The sequence below is a fragment of the Acidimicrobiales bacterium genome (assembly GCA_016794585.1).
Lineage (GTDB): Bacteria > Actinomycetota > Acidimicrobiia > Acidimicrobiales > DATDAH01 > JAEUJM01.
The window spans coordinates 167,533-192,966 of the sequence record JAEUJM010000044.1; the positions used below are offsets into that span (position 1 = coordinate 167,533).

At 71.6% G+C, this 25,434-nt stretch carries 22 protein-coding genes; 15 read left to right on the forward strand and 7 right to left on the reverse strand.

The window, feature by feature from the left end; all coding sequences use genetic code 11:
• The first annotated feature begins 7 nt into the window (after window positions 1–7).
• Window positions 8–1,099 carry a glycosyltransferase family 2 protein gene (locus JNK12_22565; protein ID MBL8778730.1) on the forward strand — a complete coding sequence of 364 codons (1,092 nt, stop codon included), beginning with the start codon at window positions 8–10 and terminating at the stop codon, window positions 1,097–1,099.
• A 2-nt stretch (window positions 1,100–1,101) separates the two neighbouring features.
• Entirely contained in the window at window positions 1,102–2,262 is a 1,161-nt protein-coding gene (locus JNK12_22570; GenBank protein MBL8778731.1) for a glycosyltransferase, read from the forward strand.
• A gap of 17 nt (window positions 2,263–2,279) precedes the next feature.
• Here the strand turns inward: JNK12_22570 and JNK12_22575 are convergent, their stop codons facing one another.
• Entirely contained in the window at window positions 2,280–3,812 is a 1,533-nt protein-coding gene (locus tag JNK12_22575; GenBank protein ID MBL8778732.1) for a glycosyltransferase family 39 protein, read from the reverse strand.
• A gap of 1 nt (window position 3,813) precedes the next feature.
• Entirely contained in the window at window positions 3,814–5,358 is a 1,545-nt protein-coding gene (locus JNK12_22580; GenBank protein MBL8778733.1) for a glycosyltransferase family 39 protein, read from the reverse strand.
• A 98-nt stretch (window positions 5,359–5,456) separates the two neighbouring features.
• On the opposite strand from JNK12_22580, the gene JNK12_22585 reads away from it, so the two are divergent.
• From JNK12_22585 to JNK12_22595, 3 genes are read left to right on the forward strand one after another with little or no spacing between them, the layout of a single operon-like run.
• Window positions 5,457–6,476, forward strand: coding sequence for a glycosyltransferase (locus tag JNK12_22585; GenBank protein ID MBL8778734.1), 1,020 nt, complete (start codon window positions 5,457–5,459; stop codon window positions 6,474–6,476).
• A 24-nt stretch (window positions 6,477–6,500) separates the two neighbouring features.
• Window positions 6,501–8,372, forward strand: coding sequence for a polysaccharide biosynthesis C-terminal domain-containing protein (locus JNK12_22590; GenBank protein MBL8778735.1), 1,872 nt, complete (start codon window positions 6,501–6,503; stop codon window positions 8,370–8,372).
• Window positions 8,369–9,481, forward strand: coding sequence for a glycosyltransferase family 4 protein (locus JNK12_22595; protein MBL8778736.1), 1,113 nt, complete (start codon window positions 8,369–8,371; stop codon window positions 9,479–9,481). Before JNK12_22590 ends, JNK12_22595 begins: the two co-directional genes overlap by 4 nt.
• On the opposite strand, the gene JNK12_22600 is transcribed toward JNK12_22595, so the two are convergent.
• The 3 genes from JNK12_22600 to JNK12_22610 are packed head-to-tail and all read right to left on the reverse strand — an operon-like array spanning window position 9,430 to window position 13,786.
• Window positions 9,430–10,893 (reverse strand): O-antigen ligase family protein, encoded by a 1,464-nt coding sequence (locus JNK12_22600; GenBank protein ID MBL8778737.1) that lies wholly within the window; start codon window positions 10,891–10,893, stop codon window positions 9,430–9,432. The genes JNK12_22595 and JNK12_22600 overlap by 52 nt on opposite strands.
• Before the next feature lie 11 nt (window positions 10,894–10,904).
• Window positions 10,905–12,296 (reverse strand): DUF2029 domain-containing protein, encoded by a 1,392-nt coding sequence (locus JNK12_22605; protein ID MBL8778738.1) that lies wholly within the window; start codon window positions 12,294–12,296, stop codon window positions 10,905–10,907.
• Window positions 12,293–13,786, reverse strand: coding sequence for an AAA family ATPase (locus JNK12_22610; GenBank protein MBL8778739.1), 1,494 nt, complete (start codon window positions 13,784–13,786; stop codon window positions 12,293–12,295). The genes JNK12_22605 and JNK12_22610 overlap by 4 nt, the downstream gene beginning before the upstream one ends.
• A 124-nt stretch (window positions 13,787–13,910) precedes the next feature.
• On the opposite strand from JNK12_22610, the gene JNK12_22615 reads away from it, so the two are divergent.
• Both JNK12_22615 and JNK12_22620 read left to right on the forward strand, forming a co-directional pair.
• Window positions 13,911–14,984 (forward strand): glycosyltransferase, encoded by a 1,074-nt coding sequence (locus tag JNK12_22615; GenBank protein MBL8778740.1) that lies wholly within the window; start codon window positions 13,911–13,913, stop codon window positions 14,982–14,984.
• Between the two features lie 107 nt (window positions 14,985–15,091).
• Complete coding sequence (locus tag JNK12_22620; protein MBL8778741.1) at window positions 15,092–16,552, forward strand: sugar transferase; 1,461 nt, start codon at window positions 15,092–15,094, stop codon at window positions 16,550–16,552.
• Between the two features lie 25 nt (window positions 16,553–16,577).
• On the opposite strand, the gene JNK12_22625 is transcribed toward JNK12_22620, so the two are convergent.
• Together JNK12_22625 and JNK12_22630 are read right to left on the reverse strand one after the other, a co-directional pair.
• Window positions 16,578–18,131 carry an acetolactate synthase large subunit gene (locus JNK12_22625; GenBank protein ID MBL8778742.1) on the reverse strand — a complete coding sequence of 518 codons (1,554 nt, stop codon included), beginning with the start codon at window positions 18,129–18,131 and terminating at the stop codon, window positions 16,578–16,580.
• A gap of 56 nt (window positions 18,132–18,187) precedes the next feature.
• Entirely contained in the window at window positions 18,188–19,558 is a 1,371-nt protein-coding gene (locus JNK12_22630) for an FAD-binding protein (protein MBL8778743.1), read from the reverse strand.
• A 127-nt stretch (window positions 19,559–19,685) separates the two neighbouring features.
• On the opposite strand from JNK12_22630, the gene JNK12_22635 reads away from it, so the two are divergent.
• The 8 genes from JNK12_22635 (at window position 19,686) to atpH (ending at window position 25,415) form a co-directional block, all read left to right on the forward strand.
• A complete protein-coding gene (locus JNK12_22635; protein ID MBL8778744.1) occupies window positions 19,686–20,888 on the forward strand; it encodes an undecaprenyl/decaprenyl-phosphate alpha-N-acetylglucosaminyl 1-phosphate transferase in 1,203 nt (400 codons plus the stop codon).
• 168 nt (window positions 20,889–21,056) lie between these two features.
• Window positions 21,057–22,184 (forward strand): D-alanyl-D-alanine carboxypeptidase family protein, encoded by a 1,128-nt coding sequence (locus tag JNK12_22640; GenBank protein MBL8778745.1) that lies wholly within the window; start codon window positions 21,057–21,059, stop codon window positions 22,182–22,184.
• Window positions 22,185–22,340: 156 nt separating this feature from the next.
• Window positions 22,341–22,616 (forward strand): AtpZ/AtpI family protein, encoded by a 276-nt coding sequence (locus JNK12_22645; GenBank protein MBL8778746.1) that lies wholly within the window; start codon window positions 22,341–22,343, stop codon window positions 22,614–22,616.
• Entirely contained in the window at window positions 22,613–23,182 is a 570-nt protein-coding gene (locus JNK12_22650; protein ID MBL8778747.1) for an ATP synthase subunit I, read from the forward strand. The genes JNK12_22645 and JNK12_22650 overlap by 4 nt, the downstream gene beginning before the upstream one ends.
• Window positions 23,183–23,185: 3 nt before the next feature.
• A complete protein-coding gene (gene atpB / locus JNK12_22655) occupies window positions 23,186–23,953 on the forward strand; it encodes a F0F1 ATP synthase subunit A (protein MBL8778748.1) in 768 nt (255 codons plus the stop codon).
• Between the two features lie 72 nt (window positions 23,954–24,025).
• On the forward strand, window positions 24,026–24,226 hold the full coding sequence (atpE, locus tag JNK12_22660; protein MBL8778749.1) for an ATP synthase F0 subunit C: 201 nt from the start codon (window positions 24,026–24,028) through the stop codon (window positions 24,224–24,226).
• A 5-nt stretch (window positions 24,227–24,231) separates the two neighbouring features.
• Window positions 24,232–24,885, forward strand: a complete 654-nt coding sequence (atpF, locus tag JNK12_22665; GenBank protein ID MBL8778750.1) for a F0F1 ATP synthase subunit B — start codon at window positions 24,232–24,234, stop codon at window positions 24,883–24,885.
• Window positions 24,886–24,887: 2 nt separating this feature from the next.
• On the forward strand, window positions 24,888–25,415 hold the full coding sequence (gene atpH / locus JNK12_22670) for an ATP synthase F1 subunit delta (protein MBL8778751.1): 528 nt from the start codon (window positions 24,888–24,890) through the stop codon (window positions 25,413–25,415).
• Window positions 25,416–25,434 lie beyond the last annotated feature (19 nt).

Below are 25,434 nucleotides of genomic sequence, written 5' to 3' on the forward strand. Positions count from 1 at the left end.
ACGGCCGATGACTACCCTCGACGACGCCGTGGACTTCGACCTCGATGCGCCTCCATCGGCGGGCGAGCGCCCGTTCGTGTCCGTGGTGGTGCCTGCGTACAACGAGGCCCTGATCCTCATGCAATCGCTCACGGAGCTGTACGCCTACCTCAGCGCTCTCAGCGACACCTACGAGTGGGAGCTCGTGATCGTCAACGACGGCTCCCAGGACGAGACCGGCGACATCGCCGACGCCTTCGCCCGGGCTCGCCCCGAGGTGCGGGTGCTCCACCACGCGGTGAACTTCCGCCTCGGCCAGGCGCTCCGGTACGCCTTCAACACCTGCCAGGGCGACTACGTCGTGACCATCGACTGCGATCTGAGCTACGCGCCCGAGCACATCGGGCTGCTGCTCGAGCGCCTGCGCGAGGACCACGCCAAGATCGCGGTCGCCTCGCCCTACATGAAGGGCGGCGAGACCACCGGCATCCCGTTCGGGCGCCGGGTGCTGAGCCGGGGGGCCAACCGCTTCCTGTCAGCGGCGTCGGGCGGGCAGCTCTCGACCCTGACCGGCATGGTGCGCGCCTACGACCGCCCTTTCCTGTCCAGCCTGAGCCTCCGCTCGATGGGCACGGACATCAACACCGAGATCCTCTACAAGGCCCAGCTCCTGAACGCCCGGGTCGTGGAGGTGCCGGCCCACCTCGACTGGTCGTCGAGCCAGCAGTCGGCCCCCGGGCGCGAGTCGAAGATGCAGATCGGCAAGAGCACCTCGGCCTACGCCTTCTCGGGGTTCATGTTCCGGCCGGTGGCGTTCTTCATCATCCCTGGCCTCGTCATCCTGGCCTTCGCCATGTACAACCTCGGTTGGCTGACCTACAACCTCCTGCACGAGTACTCGCACCTGTCCGGCGAGTTCGAGCCCCGCATGTCGGAGGCCTTCGCCATCTCCTTCGACGAGCGACCCCACGCGTTCTTCGTGAGCGGCTTCAGCCTCGTCATCGCCGTGCAGCTCCTGAGCCTCGGGATCATGGCATCTCAGCAGAAGCGCTACTTCGAAGAGCTGTTCCACGTGAGCACCGCCACCTACAAGGAGCAGAAGCAGGCCCGAGGCAGGTGAACGTGGCGGCTCGTCGCATCCTCGTGTGCTCGTACGAGCCTCCCGTGCCGGCGCACGGCGGCTACCGACTCCGGGTGCTCCATCTGGCCCGTCTCCTGGCCCTCGGCGGGGACGTGACCGTCGCTGCGCTCGACGACGGGTCCGACCCTGGTCATGGCCTCGCCGATGAGCCGTTCACGCTCCGCCGGGTCCGGCACGACTTCTCGCGCCGGCGGGCCCTCCTGCACTCGCTGCGCCGCCCGTACCTCGCTGCGCTCCTCGACTCGCCCGGGCTCGAGCAGGTCGCCGCAGAGGGCTCGTGGGACCTGGTGGTGGCGTCCTCGCCGTTCTTCGTCGCTGGCCTGAAGTCGTCCGGGGTGCCGGTGGTGCTCGACGCCCACAACGTCGAGACCGACATCATGGCGACGTTGGCCCGGACCGACGAGCGTCGCCTGCACCGCCTCCGTTGGCGGTGGGAGGCGGCCAAGATGGCCCCGGTCGAGCGGGCTGCGGTCACCACGGCTCGGGCCACCTTGGCCACCAGCGCCGAGGACGCCGCCACCTTCGCTGACTGGGGTGCGCCCCGGGTCGAGGTCGTGCCCAACGGCGTGGACACGACCGAGGTGGCCTACGCGCGCCCGAGGCCGGGGCACGGCCTGCTCTACGTGGGCCAGTACGGCTACCGACCCAATGAGGCCGCCGTGGTGGAGCTCGTCACCGAGATCATGCCCCTGGTGCAGGCCGAAGTCGCCGACGTGACGGTCGAGCTGGTGGGGCGCAACCCGACCGAAGGCGTCGCGGCGCTGGCCACGGGCAGTGTCGCCGTCCTCGGGGCGGTGGACGACGTACTTCCCAGCCTGCACCACGCCCGGGCCCTGGTCGTGCCCCTACGCGCCGGCAGTGGCACCCGCCTGAAGATCCTCGAGGCGATGGCCGCCGGCACCCCGGTGGTCTCGACACCGCTCGGCGCCGCCGGCATCGACGCGATCGACGGTGAGCACCTGCTGCTCGGTGAGGCCCCCGCGGAGCTGGCGGCGCACACGGTGCGGGTGCTCACCGACGACGCGCTGGCCCGCCGGCTGTCCGAGGCCGCCCGTGCGTTGGTCGAGGAGCACTACGACTGGTCCGTGTTCGCCCCGACGGTCGAGGCGATCGTGGCCGACCTGGCGCGCACCGGGCCCTGAGCCCGGAAGAGGTCGACTCAACCGGCTTCGTAAAGGGTGACGTCGAGCCCGGGGAAGGACTGCTCGTCGACGGCTGCGTAGCCGTTGGCCGCCAGGGCGTCGGTCATCACGGCAGCATCGCCGGCCTGGGGGGCGTCCTCCGTGCCGGCCCGTTCGAGGACCCAGATGCGGTCGTGGCCCTCGATGAGCGTGTCGGCACGCTCGGTTGTCAGGTCGGGAGGCTCGTCGATGAGGAGCCACTCACCCCAGTCTGGATCGGGGTCGAGGGGGATGAGCTCGTCTCGCTGCTCGGGTGAGCGGTCCGCGTAGACGGTGAACGTGACCCGGGTGAACCACGGCTGGAACACGATCGCGTCGCCGGGCTCGGCGTGGTCGAGCACGTAGGCCGTGGCTGCTCGGAAGTCGTCGTGCGCGGCGCGGGGGTAGAAGAACGCTGTCGCGACGATGGAGATCGCGATGATGAGCCCGAGCAGCGCGACCCCCAGCCGCCTCCACGGAATGGCCCACACGCCGGCGGCGACGAGCAGTGTCAGCGACGGCGCGATCAGGAGGAAGTAGCGGGCACCGAACAGCGGCTTGACCACCGAGAGGACGGCCATGGTGAGGATGGGCACCGCCACCCATGCCACCAGCAGCACCACGGCCCAGGTCTGCTCGCTGCCGACGCCCCGCTCGGCTCGGGCGCGTCGGACACCGGCCCAGAGGGCGAAGCCGATGGCGACGCCGGCGAGGGCGAGGAGCACCGGCCCGCCGTTGCCGACGAGTCGGGCGAACGCCCCGACGAAGCGCACCGGGGACAGCACGGGCGCGTTGTCGACCTGACCCTGATCGCCGCCGGTCGAGAGGAACCACACGATGGGCAGGGTGGCCACGCCGACGACGGCGAACCCACCGAGGAGGCCCCGGCGAGGTGTCGGCAACGTACCCCGGACGAGCACGGCCAGTGCCTGGGCACCCACGACGAGGAGTCCGAAGAAGTGGGCGTGGGGGAGGAGTGCGGTCGCCGCCACCCAGGCCCACCAGCGCCCCCGGCCCGGCTCCTGCACGTAGCGCACGAGGAGCAGCACGCTCGCGGACGCGAGGAGCAGGGTGAAGGCATAGGTCCTGGCCTCGTGGGCGTACTCGACCACGAACGCATTGACGGCGATCAGGAACGCGGCGGTCACCCCGACGCGCTCGTCGAACAGTCGCCGCCCGAGGAGGTAGAGGACCGGGACGACGGCGGTCGCGAAGAGGACCGACGGCAGGCGCATCCAGGTCTCGTCCTGACCGACCTGCACCCAGCCGTGCATCAGCACCGAGTAGAGGGCCGCGTTCATCTCGTGGTCGGTGATCACCCGCCAGAAGTCGGCGTTGCCGAGGCTCGTGTGGGTGAGCGTGAAGCCGTCGTCCACCCAGAAGCTGTCCGTGCCCAGCTCGAGCAGGCCGAGGCCGCACGCGAGTGCCGCCGCGAGCGCCACCCACCGCCAGGGTCGGTCGACGGTCGCCACCCCGAGGTCGGCCGGGTCGGCCGTGGTGGCCGAGTTGGGCGAATCGCGCCACGCAGCCACCTCAGCCCCGCTCGAACAGGTAGACGTCCACGCCGTCGAGGTCGCTTCGGCTCACCTCGCGATGGTCTCGTCCCAGCGCCTCGAGGTACGCCACCACGTCTCGCTCGTCGTCCTCGCCGCGGTCGTCGCGCACGACGAGCCACAGGCGATCGGCGCCCTCGACGACCGCGGTGATCTCTTCGGCGTCGGGATGATCCTGGTGGTCGGGCACGAACGTGCCCCAGCCGGCGTCGGGCCAGACCGGTTGGACCACGCCGTCGATGCGTCCGTCGCGGACGGCGTACGCGTCGAAGGGCAGCTGTTCGAACCAGGGAAGGAAGACCGCGGCGTCGCCCGGGCGGGCATCGGCGGCGACCACCCGGGCGGCGGCGCGGATGTCGTCGGCGGACGGCCGCAGATACCAGCCCACCGCCCCGGCGACCACCAGCACGCCGACGACCACCGCCGTGACCCGGCGGACCCAGCCCTTGGGGACGGTGTGGATGCCGAGCGCGAGCAGGGTCGCCGCCGCGGGGACGAGGATGATGAAGTAGCGGGCGCCGAAGAGGGGCTGCACCGGGGAGACGATGCCGATGGCGACGGGGGGCAGGAGCAGCCACACACCCAGCAGGAGCACTCCCCACTGAGCCTCGGTGGGCCGGAACGGTCGGAGGGGGAGCAGCTGCCGGCCGTAGACCCAGGCGACGTAACCGGCCAGCGCCGCGAAGACCACGAGGAGGGGGATGCCGGCGTTGCCGGCGACTCGGGCGTAGACCCCGAGGAAGCGCACCGGGCTCACCGTCGGGATGCCTTCGGCCTGTCCGCTCTCCTCGCCCGTCGCGATCAGCAGGAGCACGATGCCACCCAACACCGCGATGGTCGCGAACCCCGCGACCAGACGACGGGTGGGCCGAGCGAGGTCGCCCCGCCGCAACAACGCGGCGGTCGCCTGCACGCCGAGTACGAGCCATCCGAAGAGATGGGCGTAGGGGAGGAGCACGGAGACCCCGACCCAGGCCCACCACTGGCCCCGGCGTCCGTCCTGCACGAAGGCGACGTACAGCAGGGTGCTGAGCGTGCCCATGAACATGACGAGCGCGTAGGACCGCGCCTCTTGGGCGAACTGGAGGGCGAAGCCGTTGACCGCGAGCAACAGTGCGGCGGTCGCCCCCACCCGCTCGTCGAAGAGCCGCTTGACGAGGAGGTAGAGCACCGGCACGGTTGCGGTCATCGCCAGGGCGCTGGGCAGCCGCAGCCACCACTCCGCCTCGGCGACCCGCAGCCAGGGAAAGAGGATCAGCGAGTGCAGGGCACCGTTGGCCTCGCGCTCGGTGAGCACCGTCCAGAAGTCGCCCCAGGGCATCCGGGCATGCCCGACGCTGTAGCCCTCGTCGAGCCACAGGCTCTTGTGGCCGAGGTGGAAGAGGCTGAGCGCGCCGGCGAGGACCGTGGCGATCAGCGCGACCGTGCGGGGCGCGACTGGCCAGGAGGCGGCCGCCGGGGCCGAGTCGGTCGAATGCGGGCGTGGCGCGCCGGAGGGCGGCGCGTCAGCGAGGGAGCGGGCCATGTGGGGGTCCCATCGGCTCGGCGAGGCCCCCGTTGAGCCTCGGGGCCCGACCCTGGCGTCCCTGCTCAATCGACCCTGCTCCCTTCCGATTGGTGGGGGTGGCCCTCGTGACCCTCGTCATCCCCGTGCGCGGCTCGCTCGGCGTGGTGACCCCCCTGCTCGATGCCCTCGAGCCGCAGGCAGAGCACGCAGGCACCACGGTACGAGTCGTCGTGGTGGACGACGCCAACGACGTCCCGCTTGCCGCCGACCTCGAGGAGCGGGCGCACCGCCACCTCACCCTCGACGTCGTGCGGCGCGAGGCCAACGGCGGCCCGGGCGCCTCACGCAACACCGGCTTCGCCCTCGTGGACACCCCGTGGGTGGCCTTCCTCGATGCCGACGTCGTCCCTGCCCCCGACTGGCTCGAGCGGCTCACCGCGATCATCTCGGTGGACGACCCGCCCGACGTGGTCGAAGGTCGCATGGCCGTCGGCGGGGACGAGCCGGCCACGCCCTTCGCCCATGCCACCGAGGCGGTGCCCCCCGAGCAGCGGGTGGCCGCCAACCTCATCTTCCGCAGCGAGGTGCTCCGCGCCGCGGGCGGCTTCGACGAGCGCTTCTACGACCCGGGCCGCCGCGTCCACTTCCGAGAGGATGCCGAGCTGGCCTTCCGCCTCGAGGCCGAGGGCCGACGCTTCGCGTACGAGCCCGACCTCTTGGTGGTGCACCCACCGTTGCCGCCATCGTTCTGGACGCCGGTCAAGCTGGCCCGCCGCTACTACTTCGACCCTCTGCTCAGCCGCGAGCACCCCGAGGCCTTCCGCGCCCTCAACCGCAGCCGCATGGTGGGCCCGGTGTCGCTGCGACGGGCCCGCCACGATGCCGCCGTCCTCTTCGTGGCCGGCGCGGGGGCCACGGCCGTCGGGCTCGCCACGCGCAAGCCCGCGGTGGCCCGGGTCGGCCTCGTCGCCCTCGTGGTGGGCTGGCTGGCCAACATCGTCGCCCTCGCGTGGAAGAAGGAGGTACGGCCCCGTGACGTCCTTCCCGTCGCGGCGGTCGCGACTCTCGTCCCCTGGGCGTACCTCGCGAACTACTGGCGCGGTGTGGTGCACTTCCGCCATCGCCCGCGCCTCTGAGATCTCCCCGACGGCCGTGACCACGTGACCGACGCCGCCCCCGCCGACGCGATCCCGGGGTCCCAGCGCCTGGCTCGGCGGATGTCCCGGGGCTTCGTCGCGCTCGCCGGTGGGCGGGTCGCGACCCTCGCCCTTCAGCTGGTCGCCTTCGCGGTGGTCGCCGCGTCCCTCGGCCCGGCCGGCGTCGGCGCGTACACGTTCGCGGTGGCCTTCTACGGGCTGTTCGCCTACGTGACCAACTTCGGCGTCCGGGCAATCGCCATGCGAGACATCGCGCAGCAACCCGAGCGCGAGCGCGAGCTGGTCACCAACCTCTTCTACCTCAGGGTGATCGCTGGTGCCCTGGCCTACGCCGTCCTCGTCGTGGTCCTGTTGCTGGGCGGCTACTCGCCGGTCGAGCGCCAGGCCGCTCTGGTCACCGGCGTGCTCCTGGTCGTGCTCGCCCTCGAGTCGTTCCAGGTGATCCTGGAGGTGCGCCTCCGCATGGGCTGGGTGTCCATCGCCGCCGTGGTCCAAGGGGTGGTCCTGGCCGTCGGCACCGTGGTCGTGTCTGTGCAGGACGGTGGCGTGGTCGCGTACCTCTGGGTGTTCGTCGCCTCCAACGCCGCCAACTTCGCCATTGTGGGCACCGTCGCCCTGCGCCAGTCGGGCCGCCTGCGCTGGAGGCCCCGTCCGGCCATCTGGGCCACCCTCGCCAAGGCCGCCGTCCTGTTGGGGCTGGCCCAGCTCTGCATCACGCTCTACTACCGGCTGGACCTGCTGATCCTCGCCGCCATCAAGCCCGCCGACGACGTCGGCCAGTACGGCGCCGCATACCGCGTCCTCGAGACCTTCGTGGTCGTGCCGTCGCTCGCCATGACCGTGCTCACACCGGTGATCGCGTCGAGCGTCGTGGCGGGGATCGCGGTGCTCCAGCGCCGCTACGGGCACCTGATGCACGTCGTGGCGCTGGCGTCGTTCCCGGTCGCCGTGGCGGGGTTGCTCACCGCGTCCCGGGTGTTCCCCGCGCTGCCCGGCTTCGAGGAGTTCGCGGGCGCCGGCGACGCGCTGGCCATCCTGGCGATCGCCGCGCCGTGCATCTTCTTCGGCACCGTGTTGTCGGCCGTGCTCGTGTCCGGCCACCAGCAGGGGCGTCTGCTCGCCGTGTCCTTCGTGGGACTGCTCCTCAACGTCGGGCTGAACATCGCACTCATCCCGCCGTTCTCCTACATCGGCGCCGCCGTGGCGACGTCCGTCACCGAGGTCGTCGTCGTGATCGGCCTGGTGCGCTCGCTCCGCCGTCACCTCGACGTGTCGTGGCCGTGGTCCCGCGTACTGCGGGCGGCCCGGGCATCGCTCGTGATGGCCGTGGTCCTCGTGCTCGGCTTCCCGCTCCCGCCGTTCGCGCAGCTGGCCCTCGGTCTGGTGGCCTACGTAGTGGCCCTGCTGCCCACCGGCTCGCTGCGGTGGGACGATCTGGGCGGCCTCATGGGCGCCGATGGTCCGACGGCGGTCGTCGGCGGTCCCGGCGACGCCGAGGCGGCCGGGTCGTTCGCGGTCGATCGGTCCGGTCCCCTCCGCACGTGGCGGGCATTGTTGGGCAGCGGGGCCTGCGTCCTCGTGGAGGACGGCATGCCCGTGCCCGCGTGGGCGCCGGCGGTGGCTCGTCTGGCGGGCTGTGAACCCGTGTCGCTGCGGGTCGTCGATCCGGCGCCGGGCGGCGACCGGTGGCGTAACCGGCTCTGGCCGTGGTTTCTCACGTCGGTGAAGGTCGTCGACTCCGACGGCCCCCGAGGGGACGCGGTCCGGGCCCGGTGGCCACGGCTCGCGAGCCGGGTGGTCCAGGCCAACGACGCGCCGATGACGGCACCGGCGCCAGGGCAGCGATCCGACGATGGGGTCGAGGTCGAGGCATGAGCGACCCCTCTGTGCTGCTCGTGCACGAGTTTCCCGGTGCGTTCGGGGGCGCCGAGCGCTACCTCGAGCTTCTCGGCGCCGGGCTGACCGCGGCAGGCATCGCCACGAGTGCGGTCGTGTTCGTCGATGACGCCGGTGCCGCGGCGAGGCTCCACGATCGCCTTGCGGCCATCGCGCCGGACACCCGGGTGGTGACCGGACGGAGTCGGCCCGGCCCCATCCGCCGGGCGGTGCGGGCGCATCAACCGACCGTGCTGCACTGGAACTTCGTCGACCCGTTCGCCTTCCGAGGGGCCTCCTGGCTGCTGTTGCCCTGGGGGCGTCCCTCTGTGATCACCGACCACCTGCCGCAGCTCCGTCACGCCGGACCGCATTGGGAGGCCACCCGTCGACTCGCCAACCGGCGCATCGCTGCGATGATCGTGGTGGGTGAGGCTGCCCGCCGTGCGGCTGCGCAGCGCTGGGCGAGGCCGCCGGCCATCGAGGTGGTGCCGAACGGCGTGCCGATCGGCGCGGGTGGGGTCCGTGCGCCGATCGCGGGCGCCGACGTCGCACGGCTGCTGTTCGTCGGCCGTCTGACCGAGCAGAAGGGCACCGACCTCCTGGTTCCCGTGCTCGAGGCCGTACGGGCGGCGGGGACCCCTGCCCGGCTGCGTGTGGCCGGGGAGGGCCCGCAGGCGGGAGCGCTCGCCGCTGAGGTCGCCAAGGCGGGCCTCGCCGATCAGGTGGACCTCGTGGGCTTCTCGCCCGACCCACTCGCCGAGATGGGCGAGGCCGACGTCCTGCTGGCGCCGTCGACGTACGAGGGCCTGCCCTTCACCCCACTGGAGGCGCTGAGCACGGGTCTGCCGCTGGTCCTGTCCGACATCCCACCCCACGTCGAGCTCGCTGAGCAGGGTGCCGGGGCCGGTGCCCAGGTGGTGGCCGGTCGCTCGCCGGACGACTGGGCGCGGGCGGTCGGGCGGGCCATCGCGGATCTGCCCGCCGCCAGCCGGGACGCCCTTGACCTGGCGAGAGCGCACGACCTCGCGACGATGGTCGAGCGGACGGCGGCGGTCTATCGGCGGGCCGAGGCGACCCTCGACGAGGGCGGGGCCGCAGTCAGCTGACGCTCGCCTGGTGGTCCGCCGGTCGCGGTCAACCAGCCCAGGACGGTGCCCACGGCGATGGTGAGGCGGAAGTCGATGCCGGTGAACGGGCCCGTCAGCTCGGCCACGAGCAGGCCGACCCACCCCGCGGCCACGGCGAGGCCCACGACGCGCACCAGCGGATCGCCGGCGCGCCGGAAGCGGTGGTACGCGACCGTGATGGCAGATCCGGCCAGCCAGACGTAGGCCAGCACCCCCAGGACCCCCAGCTTGAGCCAGTACCAGAGGGGGGTGACGTGGGTGTAGTAGCGGCCCCCCGGGTGCAGCTCGGACACGGCGTACCGCTGGGTCCAGGGGATGCCCAGGCCGAGGCCCTCGACCGGGTGCGCCTTCACCTCGGCCACCACGTTGCGTTGCTCCTCGAGGCGGTATCGGTCGCCGGAGGTCGCGTTCAGGCGTGACGGGGACAGGGACTGCGCCCGGTCGATGATCGGATTCGTGCTGTCCGTCGACCCGCCGACGCTCATGACGGTCCAGAGCGACAGACCGATCGCGAGCAGCAGCAGCACGACGACCGGTCGGCTCCGGCGCCCGGCGGCCAGGAAGCCGACGATCACGAGGCCCAGGACCAAGGCGATCCAGAAACTGCGCCGGAACGAGAGCAGCAGCGACAGGGCGACCACCGGCGACGACAGCCAGATCCATCGAGGCAGCTGCACCCGGCGGATGGCAGCGGCCAGCAGCGTGAGCAGGAACACGACCATGAGGAAGTTCATGGTGGGCTCGTAGAAGGTGACAGGGCTCTGCCCGGGGCTGAGTTCACCGCCGTAGAGGCGGGTGGCGATGCCGATCGCGGCCTTCACCGGGATGAGGACCGCAGCGACCTGAAGCGCGGTCCGCCAGCGTTGCTGCTTGGCGAGTACGTAGCCAGCCACTGGGACGAAGATCACGAAGAAGATCAGCGGCCGCACCTGCGGGAAGATGGCCAGCGTGCCCGCTCCGGCCGAGCGGCCCACGACGACTCCCGCCAACGTGGCGGCGGCGAGCACGAGTAGCGGTCCCGTGAAAGGGCCCAGGAGCCGCTCGGCGTCGTGGTCCCGGCCGATCTCGATGGCCACGCCGGCCACCAGGACCACGAGGAGCAGGTCCGTGGGCCCGAGGAGCACTCCCGGAAGCCCCTCGTACCACTGCTCCACGGTGAGCAAGGCCCCCGTGGTGTCCTCGAAGAGGATGACGCTGGCGACGAGCAGCCCGAACGTGAGCCCGGGTCGTTGGACGAGCACGAAGGCGCCCACGCCGGCGATCACCGCGAGAGGCACGAAGACGCCGAGCGCAGCGATGCCCACGCCCAGCACCAGGCCGACCGCGGCCCCGGCGATCACGGTGGCCACGAGGGCCCCTGCGAGCGCGGTGGGGGAGCGCGGTGTCTCCATGACGTCGAGGTTCACGCCGGCACCCCGGCGAGCCGTCGACGGCGGAGGACCACGAGGGTGGTCGCGAAGAGGACGACCGTGGCCAGGAACTTCGCGCTGACGATCGGCTGGAGTACGACGCTCGTGGGCAGGGCGTCGTACTCGTCGCCGCTCTGGAGCAGGAGGGCCCACACGCCGAAGCTGGCGGCCGTGGCGGCGAGGAGCGCCCGGTCGCCCAACGACTCCGTGCCGCGGACCAGGAGGTACTCGGTGAGGGGGAGCCAGGCGAAGAGCAGGAACACCGCGTAGTGCTCCCAGGAGATGGTCGAGACCAGCACCGCCATGGTGAGCCACAGGCCCCACTCCAGGTCGAGCCTGGTCGGCGCCGGCTCGGCCACGGGGGGCCGGCGCGTGGTGAACCAGATCGTCAGGGCGACGGCGGCGAGGGCGAGGAGCGTGGTGAGCGGACGCACGATGCCGTCGGCCCGCAGCACGGGATCGACGTAGGGGTTGTCGGTGAAGAGGCGGTGGAGGGTGCCCGAGATGCCCTGGTTGCGGACGAACGGCTCGACCCGACTCGTGATCTCGGGAACGACCTCGGTGAAGAACCGCTGGAAGGTGGTGACCCCCACGACGGGGAGGGTGAGCAGCGAGAGTGCGGCCATCGTCACGATCGATGCCGCCACGGCTCGGTGCTGGCGCTTGAGGACGAGCAGCACCAGGAGGACGACGGGGAACACCTTGATGAGCGCGGCGACGGCGATCCAGGCGCCGGCGCCGAGCTGGTCGCCGCGTCGCAGACGGCGCAGTGCCAGCGCGCAGGCGAGGAAGACGAGCGAGTTGGCCTGGCCGAGGTAGAGGCCCCAGAAGAACGGGAACAGCACGAGCAGCGCACACCAGCCGGAAAGGACGAGGACCCGTCGAATCGGGGGCGCCCGGTCCGAGAACAGCACCCAGATTGCGAGGAACTGCGCGCCCAGGTTCACCAACAGGAAGACGAGCTTCGACGCGCCCAAGGGCAGGAGCGAGGCCGGAAGCAGGGCCACCGCGGCGACCGGGGGATAGAGGAACGGCTCGACGGAGTCGTAGCCGCCGACCGCGCCGTCCCGATCTCCCTCGGCTGCAGGGCCGGTCACCCCGAAGCGATCGGCTTGGCGCTGGAACTCTTCCTGGGTGCCATACATCTCAGGAGCGTCGCCGGCCCGGATGAGCCGGCCGGCCACGTAGTAGGCCGTGAAGTCCTGCCCGAGGCGGGGCCCGAAGAGCGCTTGGCCCAGGTTGTAGGCACCGGCCACCAGGGCCAGCACGATGAGCACGATGCCGATGCCCCGGAGCAGTGCGCTGGGCGTCGGGGGTTCCTCGGGCGTGGGTGCCTCCGTCGGCTCGGCCGGGTCGTCGGGCACGACCGGCGACCCGAGGGTCACGCCGTGGCCCTGACGACCTCGGCCTCGTGCATGCCGCGCTGGTCGGCGTAGCTGTAGCGGCGCTCGGGCGTCGACGCGCTGTTGAACACGAACCCGATGACGGGGGCGTCGATGGCACGGAGGGTCTCGAGGGCGCGGCGCACGTCGCTGCGGCGGTCCTTGCGGCCGTCGACCACGAAGAGCACGCCGTCGGCGTAGTGGGCGATGACCAGGGGGTCGACGACGGGGAGCGTCGGCGGGCTGTCGATGACCGACAGGTCGTACTGGGCGCTGATGTTGTCGAACACCTGGGCGGCCCGGTCGGTGGTGAGGGCGGCGGCGGGGTCGAGGATGCCGCTGCCTGCAGGCACGACGTCGAGGTACTCGCTGGCCCCGGGAACGGGGAGCGACCAGAGGGGGAGGCGGCCGCCTGCCAGCTCGGGGTTCGGCGTGGAGGCCGCGCCGACGAGGTCCGTCATGCCCGGCTTGACGGGGATGCCCAGGCGCTTGTTGATGGCCGGTCGGCGGAAGTCGCAGTCGACGAGGATGACCCGTCGGCCCTCGGCGGCGAAGGACTGCGCCATGTTGATCGAGATGTGGGTCTTGCCCGAGCCGGGGGTGGCGCTGGTGACCATGAGCACCGGGCCGACGTGCTCACGCAGCGCGTACGAGACGCTGGTGCGCAGCACCCGGAACGCCTCGACCGCCTCGGCGGTGTCGGGGTTGGAGCGGGAGACCGAGGCCAGCACGGGCAGGCCGAGGTCCTGCGCAGCCTCCTCTGCACTGGCGTAGCGGTCGGTGAGGGCGGAGCGGGCGTACGCCGCGGCCGAGCCGATCACCAGGGCGGCCAGGAAGGCCAGCACGGCGTTGCGCAGGGGCTTGGGGGCCGACGGGGCGCCCGGTGGCGTGGCCTCCTCGAGGATGGTGGCGGCGTCGGACGGGGCGCCCCGGACCTCGGCGGCCTGGGTCTGGAGCTGCTCGAGCTCCGTGGTGAGGGCCACGTCGTCCGGATCGGAGACGAGACTGGTGTTGATCTCGTCCACCCGCGCTTGGATGCGGTCGATCGTGGTCTCGCGCTCCGCGTCCTGTCGGTCGCTGATGAACGTGGAGAACGCCGTCGCGTAGGCGTTGGCCACCTCGGCGGCGGTGTCTGGGTCGCCCGCCGTGGCGGTGAAGTCCAGCAGCTGGACGTCCGCTCGGGGCGCCACGGCGACGCCGGTGGGGAGGGCCGGGTCCTCGGCGTCCGGGTCGAGGGCTGCGGCGGCCGCCTCCTGGACGGGCCGCGTGCGGGCCAGGGACGCGTAGAAGTTCGCCTGCTGGAACAGCTCGTCGGCGGAGACGAACTCCTGTTGCTGCGCCCGGCCCGAGACGACCTGGACGACTGCGGTCGCCTCGTACTCCTCTGACTGCAACGACGACAGGCCGAACACCACGACCGCCGCCACGGACGCGAACGCGAGGAGCCACCATCGGTAGCCCCACACGATGTGCAGCGGGTTCGTGGATTCCATCTCGGTCAGGCCCCTCGATCTCCCAGGACGCGCGCCGCTCGAGCGACCTGCGCCTATCGGCCCCATCACACCACTCTTTACGCCTGCGATGGCGGCGGGAGGTGGCAGCGGTAGGTTCGGCAGAGTGCGCGTCGAGCTCGTCCACGAGTGGCTCACCAACATGGCGGGCTCCGAGAAGGTCGTCGGCGCGCTCCGGCGCACCTATCCGGGGGCCGCGGTCAACACCAGCTTGTTCTACGCCCCCGAGTTCCCGGGCTGGGAACCCGTGCGCACCACGTTCCTCCAGCGCTTCGCCACCAGACGCGGGGCGCATCTCCGGGTGCTACCGCTCATCCCGGCGGCCATGCACACCCTGAAGGTCCCCGATGCCGACCTGGTGATCACGAGCTTCCACTCGTTCGCCCTGGACGCCCGGGTGCCCGACGGCGTGCCCCACCTCGTCTACTGCCACACGCCGCCGCGGTTCCTGTGGGAGCGCGACCAGCTGGCGGGCGAGCGGGGGCTGTCGACCTGGCTCACCGGGTCGGCCGCCGCCGTCCTGAAGCCCGGCGACCGTCGACGCAGCCGTCGTCCGGACCTCTTCGTGGCCAACTCCAGCGAGGTGCGGGGCCGCATCCAGGCGGCATACGGGCGCGAGGCCGAGGTGGTCCACCCGCCCGTCGAGGTCGAGCGCTTCGCCGCCGCCCTGGGCGAGCCCAAGGGGGACTACTTCGTGTCGTTCTCCCGTCTGGTGGCCTACAAGCGGGTCGACCTCGTCATCGAGGCCTTCCGGGAGCTGGGCTGGCCGCTCGTCGTGGCGGGGGAGGGACGGGCCCGCGCCGAGCTGGAGGCCACCGCCCCGCCGAACGTGCACTTCGCAGGGCGGGTGCCCGACGACGAGCTCCCGGCGCTGCTGGCCGGCGCCCGCGGCCTGGTCTTCGCCGGGGTGGAGGACTTCGGCATCACCATGGTCGAGGCCATGGCGGCCGGGACCCCGGTGATCGCGCTCGACGCCGGCGGCGCCCGCGACTCGGTCGAGCCCGGCCGGTCGGGCCTGCTCTTCGCCGAGCCGACAGTGCCGTCCCTCGTCGAGGCGGTGCGCCGAGCGGCCGCGATCGAGTGGGACGCGGCCGACGTGTCGTCGTCCGCCCACCGCTTCACCGAGGAGCGGTTCTCCACCGCCATGGCCGGCCTCGGTGCCTCACTGGCCACCGGCTGACGGAGAGGCCCGCCATGACGTCCGCCCGCGGTCCCTCAACCCGGTCCCGGCGCGACCGAAAGGAGGCTGTCCCATCAGCAGCCTCGGAGATCGGCGGCACAACGCACATGGCAGTTGCCGAAGGACCGCTCGTCGCCATCAACGGGCAGCGCGAGGGCGATTCGCGCCCCGCGAGCCGGCGCCGACGCCTGCCCTTGAGCCCCTGGTCGCTGCGCGTCGTCGCCGACCTGGCCGCCGCGATGGTGGGACTCGCGGCGATCCCGTCCGTCGGGTGGGCCAACGTCGCCTATGCCTTCGGCGTCTTCGTCACCCTGGGGTCGGTCGGCACGTACCGGCGCCACCTCGCGCTCAGCAGCCTGTCGGAGCTTCCCCGCCTGTTCCTCGGCGTGGGCATCCCCTTGCTCGTCGTCGGGGCCATCTCGCCCTTCGTGGACCTGCCGTCGACCCTGTTCGACCAGGTGGCCGTCACCGGCGTCGCCGTGGTCGTGGGGCGGACGTTGACCTACGCCGTGATCCGGGCGGCCCGCCGCGCCGGCCAGCTCCAGGAGAACGCCCTCATCGTCGGCGCCGGTTCGGTGGGCATCGAGCTGAACCGCCTACTCGACGAGCATCCCGAGTACGGCCTCGTGCCGGTCGGCTTCATCGACGACGTGCCCTCCCAGCCCGGGCTCGAGCTGCTGGGCGGCATGGCCGACCTCGAGAAGGTGATCCAGGACAAGGACGTCCGGCGCGTGCTGGTGGCCTTCGGTCCTCGTGGCGAGCAGGAGCTCGTGGCCACCCTGCGCTCCACCGGCCTCCACGACGTCGAGCTGCACGTGGTGCCCCGCTTCTTCGAGCTCGGGTTCTCACCGGGCGGGCCCGACGTCGAGCACATCTGGGGCATCCCCCTGTTCCAGGTCCGACGGGCGGCCCTGCGGGCCGGCGCATGGAAGGCCAAGCGGGTGGTCGACGTGTTCGTGTCCGCGCTGTTGCTGCTGCTGCTCGCACCGCTGCTCGGCCTCCTCGCCCTCACGGTGCGCCTGAGCAGCCCCGGCCCGGTGCTGTTCCGCCAGCGCCGCATCGGCCAGCACGGCCACGAGATCGAGGTGCTCAAGTTCCGCACGCTGCGGGTGAACTCCGACGCCGACGTCACCTGGTCGGTCGAGGACGATCCCCGCCAGACCCGGGTCGGGCGTTGGCTGCGTCGCCTCAGCCTCGACGAGCTGCCGCAGCTCTGGAACGTGCTCCGCGGTGACATGTCACTCGTCGGCCCGCGGCCGGAGCGGCCGCACTTCGTGAGCCGCTTCTCGGCGCAGGTCACCCACTACGCCGACCGACACCGCCTCCCGGTGGGGCTGACCGGCCTGGCCCAGATCCACGGCCTGCGTGGCGACACGTCCATCGAGGAGCGGGCCCGCTTCGACAACTACTACATCGAGCACTGGTCCCCCTGGGAGGACGTCAAGGTGATCGTCGCCACCGTCGGCGTCATCATCCGCGACGCCGTGCGCCAGACGACGCGGTCGGACCAGCCGGCCAAGCTCCGGACCGAGCGCCGCTCCCGCAACCGCCACAAGCCCTCGGCCTGAGCGCCACCGACGGCGGCGGGGGCCCTCAGAAGCGCGAGGTGAGGGCCACCTCGATGAGGTAGGGGCCGGGCTCGGCGAGGGCGAGCTCGAACGCGTCGCAGAACTCCTCGGCGGTGGTGGGGCGGCTGCCGGGGACGCCCATGCCCGCGGCCAGCTTCACGTAGTCGAGGTCGGGGCCGTGCAGGTCGAACATGGCCTTGGCCTTCGGGCCCGCCTCGCCGGCGCCGACCCGGCCGAGCTCGAGGTTCAAGATGTCGTAGGCGTGGTTGTTGTAGACGATCGTGGTCACGTTGAGGTCCTCGCGTGCCTGGGTCCACAGTGCCTGGAGGGTGTACATCCCCGAGCCGTCGGCCTCGAGCGACACCACGGGGCGGTCGGGGCAGGCGAGGGCGGCCCCGGTGGCGGCGGGCAGCCCGTAGCCGATGGCCCCGCCGGTGAGGGTGAGCAGGGTGTGGCGGTGCGAGCCGGCCGTCGCCAGGCTCGTCCAGAGGCCGGCGGTGGCGGACTCGTCGACGAGGATGGCCTGCTCGGGGAGCAGGGCGGCGATGGCGGCCCCGAGGCTCTCGGGGTCGAGGGCGCCCGTGGGACGGTCGGGCAGAGCCAGTTCCTGGATGGTGGCGGCGTCGGCGGGGGCACCCACGGCGTCGGCGAGGGCCTCGAGGGCGGCCACGCCGTCATCGGCGGGGCCGGCCAGCACATGGACCTCGCAGCCGGCGGGTACGAGGCTGGTGTCCTTGTCCGGGTAGGCGAAGAACGAGGCGGGCGAGTCGGCGTCGACGATCACCAGGTGGCGGATGCCGTCGAGTTGCATCTGGACGAACTCGCCGAGGTAGCCGAGGCGCTCGAGGGCGGGCAGCCCCGCACCGCGCTCGAGGCGCGTCGGGAAGCACTCGCACAGCACCTTGGCCCCGGTGTGGGCCCCGATGCGGCTGACGGCCGTGACGCCCGCCTCGCGGGTGACCGAGCCGCCCACGAGGACCGCGACGGGCTCGCCGCCGCGCAGTACGCCGGCGATCTCCTCGATGCGCTCGGAGGGCACCGTCACCGGGGCGGCCGGGTTGATCGGCGCTGCAGGCGAGGCGCCCTCGGACCAGGATGCGTCGGCGGGCAGGATCAGCGTGGCGATCTGGTTGGGCGCTCCCGTGGCCGCGGCGACGGCCTCGGCGGCGAGGCGGCCGACGTCGGCCGATGAGTCGGCCACGCCCACCCAGCTCTCCAGGTTGGCTGCGACCGTGGCGATGTCGGAGGTCAAGAAGATGTCCTGGCCGTAGCCGGTGGCGTGGTCGCCGACGATGTTGACCATCGGGCTGCCCGCCCGGCGGGCGTTGTGGAGGTTGGCGAGGCCGTTGCCGAGGCCGGGGCCCAGGTGCAGGAGGGTGGCGGCGGGCTTGTCGGCCATCCGGCCGTAGCCGTCGGCGGCACCCGTGACCACGCCCTCGAACAGGCACAGGACACCGCGCATCTCGGGCACGTCGTCCAGCGCGGCGACGAAGTGCATCTCGGAGGTGCCGGGGTTGGCGAAGCACGTGTCCACGCCGGCGTCGACGAGGGTGCGGATGAGGGCGCGGGCGCCGTTCACGGTGGGCTCCTGTGGCTCGGGTGCGGTGGGGGAGGGCGGCGGGTCGGGAGGTGGGTCTAGAAGATGGTGCCGGGGTTCAAGATGCCGTTCGGGTCGAAGCTCGCCTTGATGCGGCGCATCAGCTCGATCTTCACCGGGTCCTCGAACTCGAGGAAGTACTTCTTCTTCTCCGTGCCGAGGCCGTGCTCGCCGGAGATGGCGCCGCCCAGGGCGAGGCCGGCGGACACGATGCCGCGGAGGATGGCGTCACGCTTCTCGGGGTCCTTCTGGAACACGGACAGGTGGACGTTGCCGTCGCCGGCGTGGCCACAGCCCGGCACCCACGCCTCGTACTGCGTGGCGAGCTCGGCCACCGTGGCGAGGTACTCGGGCATCGAGGCACGCGGCACCACGACGTCGATGATGTCGTCGGCGTCGTTCGCCTTGGCCGCCCAGAAGGCCTTCTCCCGGGCGTCGATCAGGGCAGCGCCGGCATGGGAGGGCAGCACGTACACGTCCTCGGCGCCGAGCTCGGTGACCAGCTCGGCCACCTGGGCGACGTCGGCCTCGACCCGGTCCTCCTGGGTGCCCTCGATGACGACCACGAGGTAGGCGAGCGCGGTCTCCTTGACCTCCTCGGGGACGCCGAGGTCGATGCCCGCCGAGGCGGTGATGACCGCCATGGTGAGCAGGTCGATGTACTCGAGGATGAGGGGGCCCACGCCGCTGGCCACGATGCGGGGCACCGCGGTGGTCACGCCCTCGAGGGTGGCGAAGGGCACGAGCACGGTCGCGGCGTGGTGCTGGCGGGGGTACAGCTTGAGGGTCGCCTCGGTGACGAGTGCGAGGGTGCCCTCGGAGCCCAGCACGAGCTGGGTGAGGTCGTACCCGGCCGTGGCCTTGACCACCTTGCCGCCGGTGCGGATGACGTCGCCCGACGCCAGGACGAGCTCGAGGCCGATCACGTGGTGGCGGGTGACGCCGTACTTCACCGCCCGCATGCCGCCGGCGTTGGTATTGACGTTGCCGCCCAGCGAGGCGCTGTACTCGCCGGGGAAGACGGGGTAGACGAGGTCGTGGGCGGCGAGCTGCTGGTCGAGCTCGTCGAGGGTGACCCCCGGCTGCACGACCGCCATGTGGTTGTCCGTGTCGATCTCGAGCACCTGCTTCATGCGCTCGAAGGACACGACGATGCCGCCGTCCACCGGGATGCAGGCGCCGGAGAGGCCGGTGCCGCTGCCCCGTGCGGTGACCGGGATGGCGTGCGCGTCGGCCGCCCGGAGCACGGCCGCCACCTCCTCGGTGGTGCCGGGGCGCACCACGGCGCCGGGACGCACCGGTTCGGCGGTCAGGGCCTCGTCGTGCGTGTAGTCGTCGCTGGCGGCGTCGCCGACGAGCAGGTGCTCGGCGGGCACGGTGTCGCGCAGGATCTCGGCCAGGTCACCCATGTCGCTCCGTCCTCCCCGGATGGTCCGGCCCGCAAGCTACTCGCGGTGCCCGAGGGGGACCCACGCCGGGGTCGTCGCGGACGTGGGGGCGGGTGGTGGGCGGCCGGGTCCGTAACCTTGGGCGCACATGGCCAGCTACCTGCTCGTCTTCGCAGTCGCCTTCGCGGTGACGGTGGTGCTGACCCCGGTGGTGCGACGCGTCGCGATCCGGGTGGGGGCGGTGGTGGCGCCGGACGAGCGCCGCGTCCACACCCGGGCCACGGCCACCCTCGGCGGCGGCGCCATGTTGGCGGGGTTCCTCGTGGCGATGCTCGTCGCGTGGCAGTCCGGCCGCTTCGACGCGGTGTTCGAGGGCAGCACCCAGCCGCTCGGGGTCGTGATCGCCGCGGTGATCATCTTCGTGGTCGGGGTCATCGACGACTTCCGGGAGGTGTCGGCCCCCGCCAAGATCGCCGGCATGGTGCTGGCGGGCAGTGTCCTGTCCGTGGCCGGCGTGACCATCTTGTTCTTCCGCATCCCTTTCGCCGACCTGGTGGTGCTCTCGCCCGACCTCTCGGCGCTGCTCACGGTCCTGTGGGTGGTGGGCATGGCCAACGCGGTCAACCTCATCGACGGCCTCGACGGCCTCGCCGCGGGACTCGTGGCCATCGCCGCCGGGACGTTCTTCCTGTACGGCGAGCGCCTCGGCGACGTCGGGGTGCTCGAGCCGGGCAACATCGGCCCGCTGCTCGCCATCGTCACCGCCGGCATCTGCCTCGGCTTCCTGCCCCACAACTTCCACCCCGCGAAGATCTTCATGGGCGACGGCGGGGCGCTCCTGTTGGGGCTGCTCATGGCCGCGTCCACCATCTCGGTCGGCGGCAGCTCGAGCGAGCCCTTCAGCGGCCAGGTGTACTTCTTCTTCGCTCCGCTGTTCATCCCGCTGTTCATCCTCGGGGTGCCCATCCTCGACACCCTCTTCGCCATCATCCGCCGGGCCACGAAGCGGGCCGGCGTGGCCAACGCCGACAAGGAGCACCTGCACCACCGTCTGATGCGCCTCGGGCACGGCCAGCGCCGAAGCGTGTTGATCCTGTGGGGATGGACCCTCGCCCTGTCGGTGTTCGTGCTGTACCCGACCTACACGGGCAAGGGCGACGCGCTCGTCCCCATCGGGGTCGTGGTGCTCGGCTTCGGCCTCTACGTGTTCTTCGGCGCCGGGTTCCGTCGGGCCGCGGGCCTCAACCCGGGCGGGGGCCCCGCCGATGGGGACCTGCCCCCCGGGGCGCCACCCGATGCCCCCGCCGACCCGGTCGGCGGGGCGGCGGTGGAGGCCGAACAGGACACATGACGGTCCCGCGACAGGGGGCCAGCGAGCGGTGACAACATTGGCAACATCAGCAACACGACCACCACCAGTTTCCCTTTTCGGCTCCGGGTGTTACGTTCTCGTGACGGATTTCCGGACACCGAGGTAGGACCTGTGCAGTTCCCTTCCACTCGATGGCGAGTCGCGGCGATGTGCGTGCCCCTCGTCGCGGTCGCCCTCGCGGCGGGCCCGGTGCAGGCCGCCCGCAGCGACGACCCCCGCGCGGAGCGGGCGGCGGTCCAGGACCGACGGGCCGAGCTCGCCGGCCAGCTCGACGTCCTCAGCGCCGACATGGCCCAGATCACCGAGGCCCTCGAGGCCATCGGTCGCAACGTCGACGCGCAGCGTGCCCGCGTGGAGGACGCACAGCGGGCCGCGGAGCAGGCCGAGGCCGACGCCGAGGCCGCCCGGGCGGAGGAGGAGGCCAAGCAGGCCGAGATCGAGGCCCTCCAGGACCAGCAGGAGCAGCTCCTCGTCGACTCCTACATCCGGGAGGGCTCGAACGAGAGCGGCATGGACGTGCTCTCGGGCAGCGACCCCACCGAGGCCGCCGAGCGCCGGGCGCTCGTCGACATCACGGGCAACCGCAACGAGGACGTCGCCGACCAGCTCCAGGCGGCCCGCGAGGACCTCGCCGACGCCCGGGCCCGCGCCGAGGACGCCGCCCAGCGCGCCGAGGAGCAGCACGCCGAGGTCGCCCGCCGGCTCGAGGAGCTGCGGGCCTCGCAGGAGGAGCAGCGCCAGCTCCAGGTCCAGGTCGAGGAGCGCATGGACTCCGTGCGCCTCGCCGACGACGAACTGGCCCTCGAGGAGTTCGGCCTGTCGGCCGAGATCGCCGAGCAGGAGCGGGCCGCGGCCGCCGCCGCGGCGGAAGCCGCCGCCGCCCGCGGCATCTCCATCCAGGGCAGCGGCAACCTCGCCACCGTCGGCGGCATCACCGTCGACGCCTCCATCGCCGGCAACCTCCAGAGCATGCTCCAGGCCGCTGCCGGCGACGGCACCACCCTCACCGGCAGCGGGTGGCGCAGCAACGCCCGCCAGATCCAGCTGCGCACCATCAACGGCTGCCCCGACGTCTGGACGTCGTCGCCGTCGTCGTGTCGGGTGCCCACCGCGATCCCGGGCACCTCGATGCACGAGCGGGGTCTCGCCATCGACTTCGACAACTGCAGCTACCGCGGCAGCGCCTGCTACATCTGGCTGGCCAACAACGCCTCCCGCTACGGCTTCTACAACCTGCCGAGCGAGCCGTGGCACTGGAGCGTCAACGGCAACTAGTTGCCTTGCCTGCGCCCTGATCGGCGGATGAAGCTGTCGCCCAACTTGCGGTCGGCGCCGTCCCGGCATAGATTGCGAATTAATTCACAAGCGGCGAGCAGGTCGCCGTGACCGACCCCACTGCCCGAGAACTCCGAGAACGAGGACCGGTTCCGCGTGGATCACAGCGAGCGGCGTGAACTGAACAACGGTTTCTCCCTCGCCCTCGGCAAGGCCGTGGAGATCGTGCTGACGCCGCTCATCTTCGCGGGCGTCGGCCACTTGATCGACCGCTGGCTCGGCATCGGCCCCGTGTTCGCCATCGGCCTCGGCGCCTTCACCCTCGGCTACGTCTGCTGGCGGATGTACGGCGACTACGACCGCCAGATGCGCGCCGAGGAGGACCGCGTCCTCGGGCGCCGTCCCGGCGACGCCACCGGTGAGGCCTCGTGAGCCCGGTCCTGCCGACCCAGCGTCCGGCCGAGGAGCCAGAGGGTCGCCCGACCGCCGCGGCTCCGACCTCTGCCGAGGCCGGCCCGGCGCCCAGCACGACCACCGCGACGATCGCCGGCATCACCGTCGCCGATGACGGCGTCGCCCTCGCCGACGTGCCCCAGGTCGAGAGCCAGCTGGCGCGCGACATGGTGCGCCACGGGCTCATCGTCGCCCCGATCCTGCTCCTCGTGTGCGGCGCCGTGTGGGGTTGGGTCGGCGTCAGTTCGTGCGCCTATGGCCTCGCGCTGGTCTTCGCCAACTTCTTGCTCGCCGCCGGGATGTTGGGCTGGGCGGCCCGTTTCGGGTCGTCCGCGCTGCTCGCCACGGCACTGGGGGGCTTCCTGCTCCGCATGCTGCTTTTGGTGCTCGCCATCTCGGTCGTGAAAGATCAGACCTGGATCAACCTGGCGCCCCTCGGGGCGACGATCCTCGTCACCTACCTCGGGCTCCTGTTCTGGGAAACCCGCTACGTATCCGCCACGCTGGCCTTCCCCGGCCTCAAACCCCGCACCAAAGGAGCTTGACGGGTGACCACCCTGCTCGCGCTCGACTTCCCGCCGGTCAGCCACGTCACCGAGTGGCCGGCCATCGCCCTCGAGGGCTCGCCCCTCGAGATCAACAAGGTCGTGATCCTCATGTGGGTCTCGGCGGCGCTGGCCTTCATCTTCATGTGGGCCGCCGGTCGGAACTTCCAGATGGTCCCCGGTCGCCTGCAAGGCGCCGGTGAGTCCTTCGTCGAGTTCATCCAGAACGGCATCATCCTCCAGACGATGGGCAAGGACGGGCTCGGCTTCACCCCCTTCCTCGGGACGCTGTTCATCTACGTGATGATCTGCAACGCGTGGGGCATCATCCCGGCGCTCCAGATGCCGGTCACCGCCCGCATCGCCCTGCCGGCCCTGCTGGCCATCATGGTCTGGTTCGTGTTCAACATCGTGGGCGTGATCAAGAACGGCCTCGGGGGCTACCTGAAGTCGGTGCTGTTCCCGCCGGGCGTGCCCCTCGCCCTCTACATCCTCGTGACGCCCATCGAGTTCGTCTCGGTGTTCTTCGTCCGGCCGCTGTCCATGGCCGTCCGACTCTTCGCCAACATGCTGGCGGGCCACCTGCTCCTCGTGAGCTTCGCGGTCCTCACCACCGCCATGTTCGAGTTCTTCCCCCTCGCCGCCATCCTTCCCGGCGCCGTGCTGATCGCCATGACCCTCTTCGAGGTGCTGGTGATCTTCCTGCAGGCCTACATCTTCACCATCCTCGCTGCCGTGTACATCGGCGGCGCCATCCACCCAGAGCACTAGGAGAGAAACGTGCTTGATCTCGTCACCCTTGCCGCCACCGAGGCCGGTGAGCTCGAAGCGGGCCTCACCGCCATCGGCCGAGGCATCGTGTACGTCGGCGCTGCTGCCGGCCCTGGCGTCGGCATCGGCATCGTGGTGGGTAACGCCATCCAGGCCATGTCCCGCCAGCCCGAGTCGGCCGGCATGGTGCGTACCACCATGTTCCTCGGCATCGCCTTCACCGAGGCGCTCGCCCTGTTCGGCTTCGTGCTCGCCTTCATCATCTCGGGCTGACGCGCATGCGACGATTCCGACTGCTTCTCGCAGGGGCGGCGATCGTGCTGCTCGGCCTGGTCACCGGCGTGGGAACCGCCCATGCCGTCTCCGAGGAGGAGCTCCGTGAGGAGTGCATCCACATCCTCGAAGAGGGTGGCTCGGTCGACGACTGCCACGAGGCGCCGAGCCCCATCCTCCCGGAGATCAACGAGGTCATCTGGGGCGGCATCGCGTTCCTGGTGCTCCTCTTCCTGCTCTGGAAGTTCGGCTACCCGGCCATGACCAAGGGCCTCGACGAGCGCGCCGAGCGCATCCGGAGCGATCTGGATGCGGCCGACACCGCCAAGACCGAGGCACAGGCCGAGCTGGCCAACTACCAGGACCAGCTCAAGGGCGCCCGTGAAGAGGCCACCCGCATGCGCGACGACGCCCGTGCGGAGATGGACGACTACAAGGCCCAGCGCCGGGCGGAGATCGACGCCGAGCTCGCGGAGTACCGCGAGCGGGCCAAGGCCGAGGCCGACGCGGCCAAGAGCCAGGCCCTCGCCGACGTCCGCTCCGAGGTGGCCGCCCTGGCCATCGGCGCCGCCGAGCAGGTCGTCCAGAAGAGCCTCGACCGTGAGACCAACGTGGCCCTCGTCGAGAGCTACATCAACAGCGTGGACGCCCGGGGCTAGTCATGGCCGATCAGATCATCGACGCCTACGCAACGGCGTTCTACGGGGTGGCCTCCGCCCAGGACGACGTCTCCGAGGTCGCCGACGAGCTGTTCCGGTTCGCCCGGGTGCTCGAGGCCAACGACGAGTTCCGCAACGCCCTGAGCGACCCCCACCTGCCGGCGGCCCGCCGCCAGCAGATCGTGGAGGACGTGCTCTCGGGCAAGGCCACCGACACGACGACGTCGTTGGTGTCGATGGCCGTCGGCACCGGTCGTGCCCGTGACCTCGGCCGCATCATCGAGGCCTTCGTGGCCATGAGCGCCCACGCCGGCGACAAGGAGGTGGCCGAGGTCCGCTCGGCCATCGACCTGACCGAGGACCAGCGCAGCCGCCTCGCGGCGGCGCTGACCAAGGCCACCGGCAAGGCGGTCGAGGTGAAGGTCATCGTCGACCCCACCGTGCTCGGTGGCGTCGTCGCCCAGGTGGGCGACACCGTCATCGACGGCTCGGTGCGCCACCGCCTCCAGCAACTCCGCGAAGTTTTCTGAGCATCCACCCCGTTGCCGG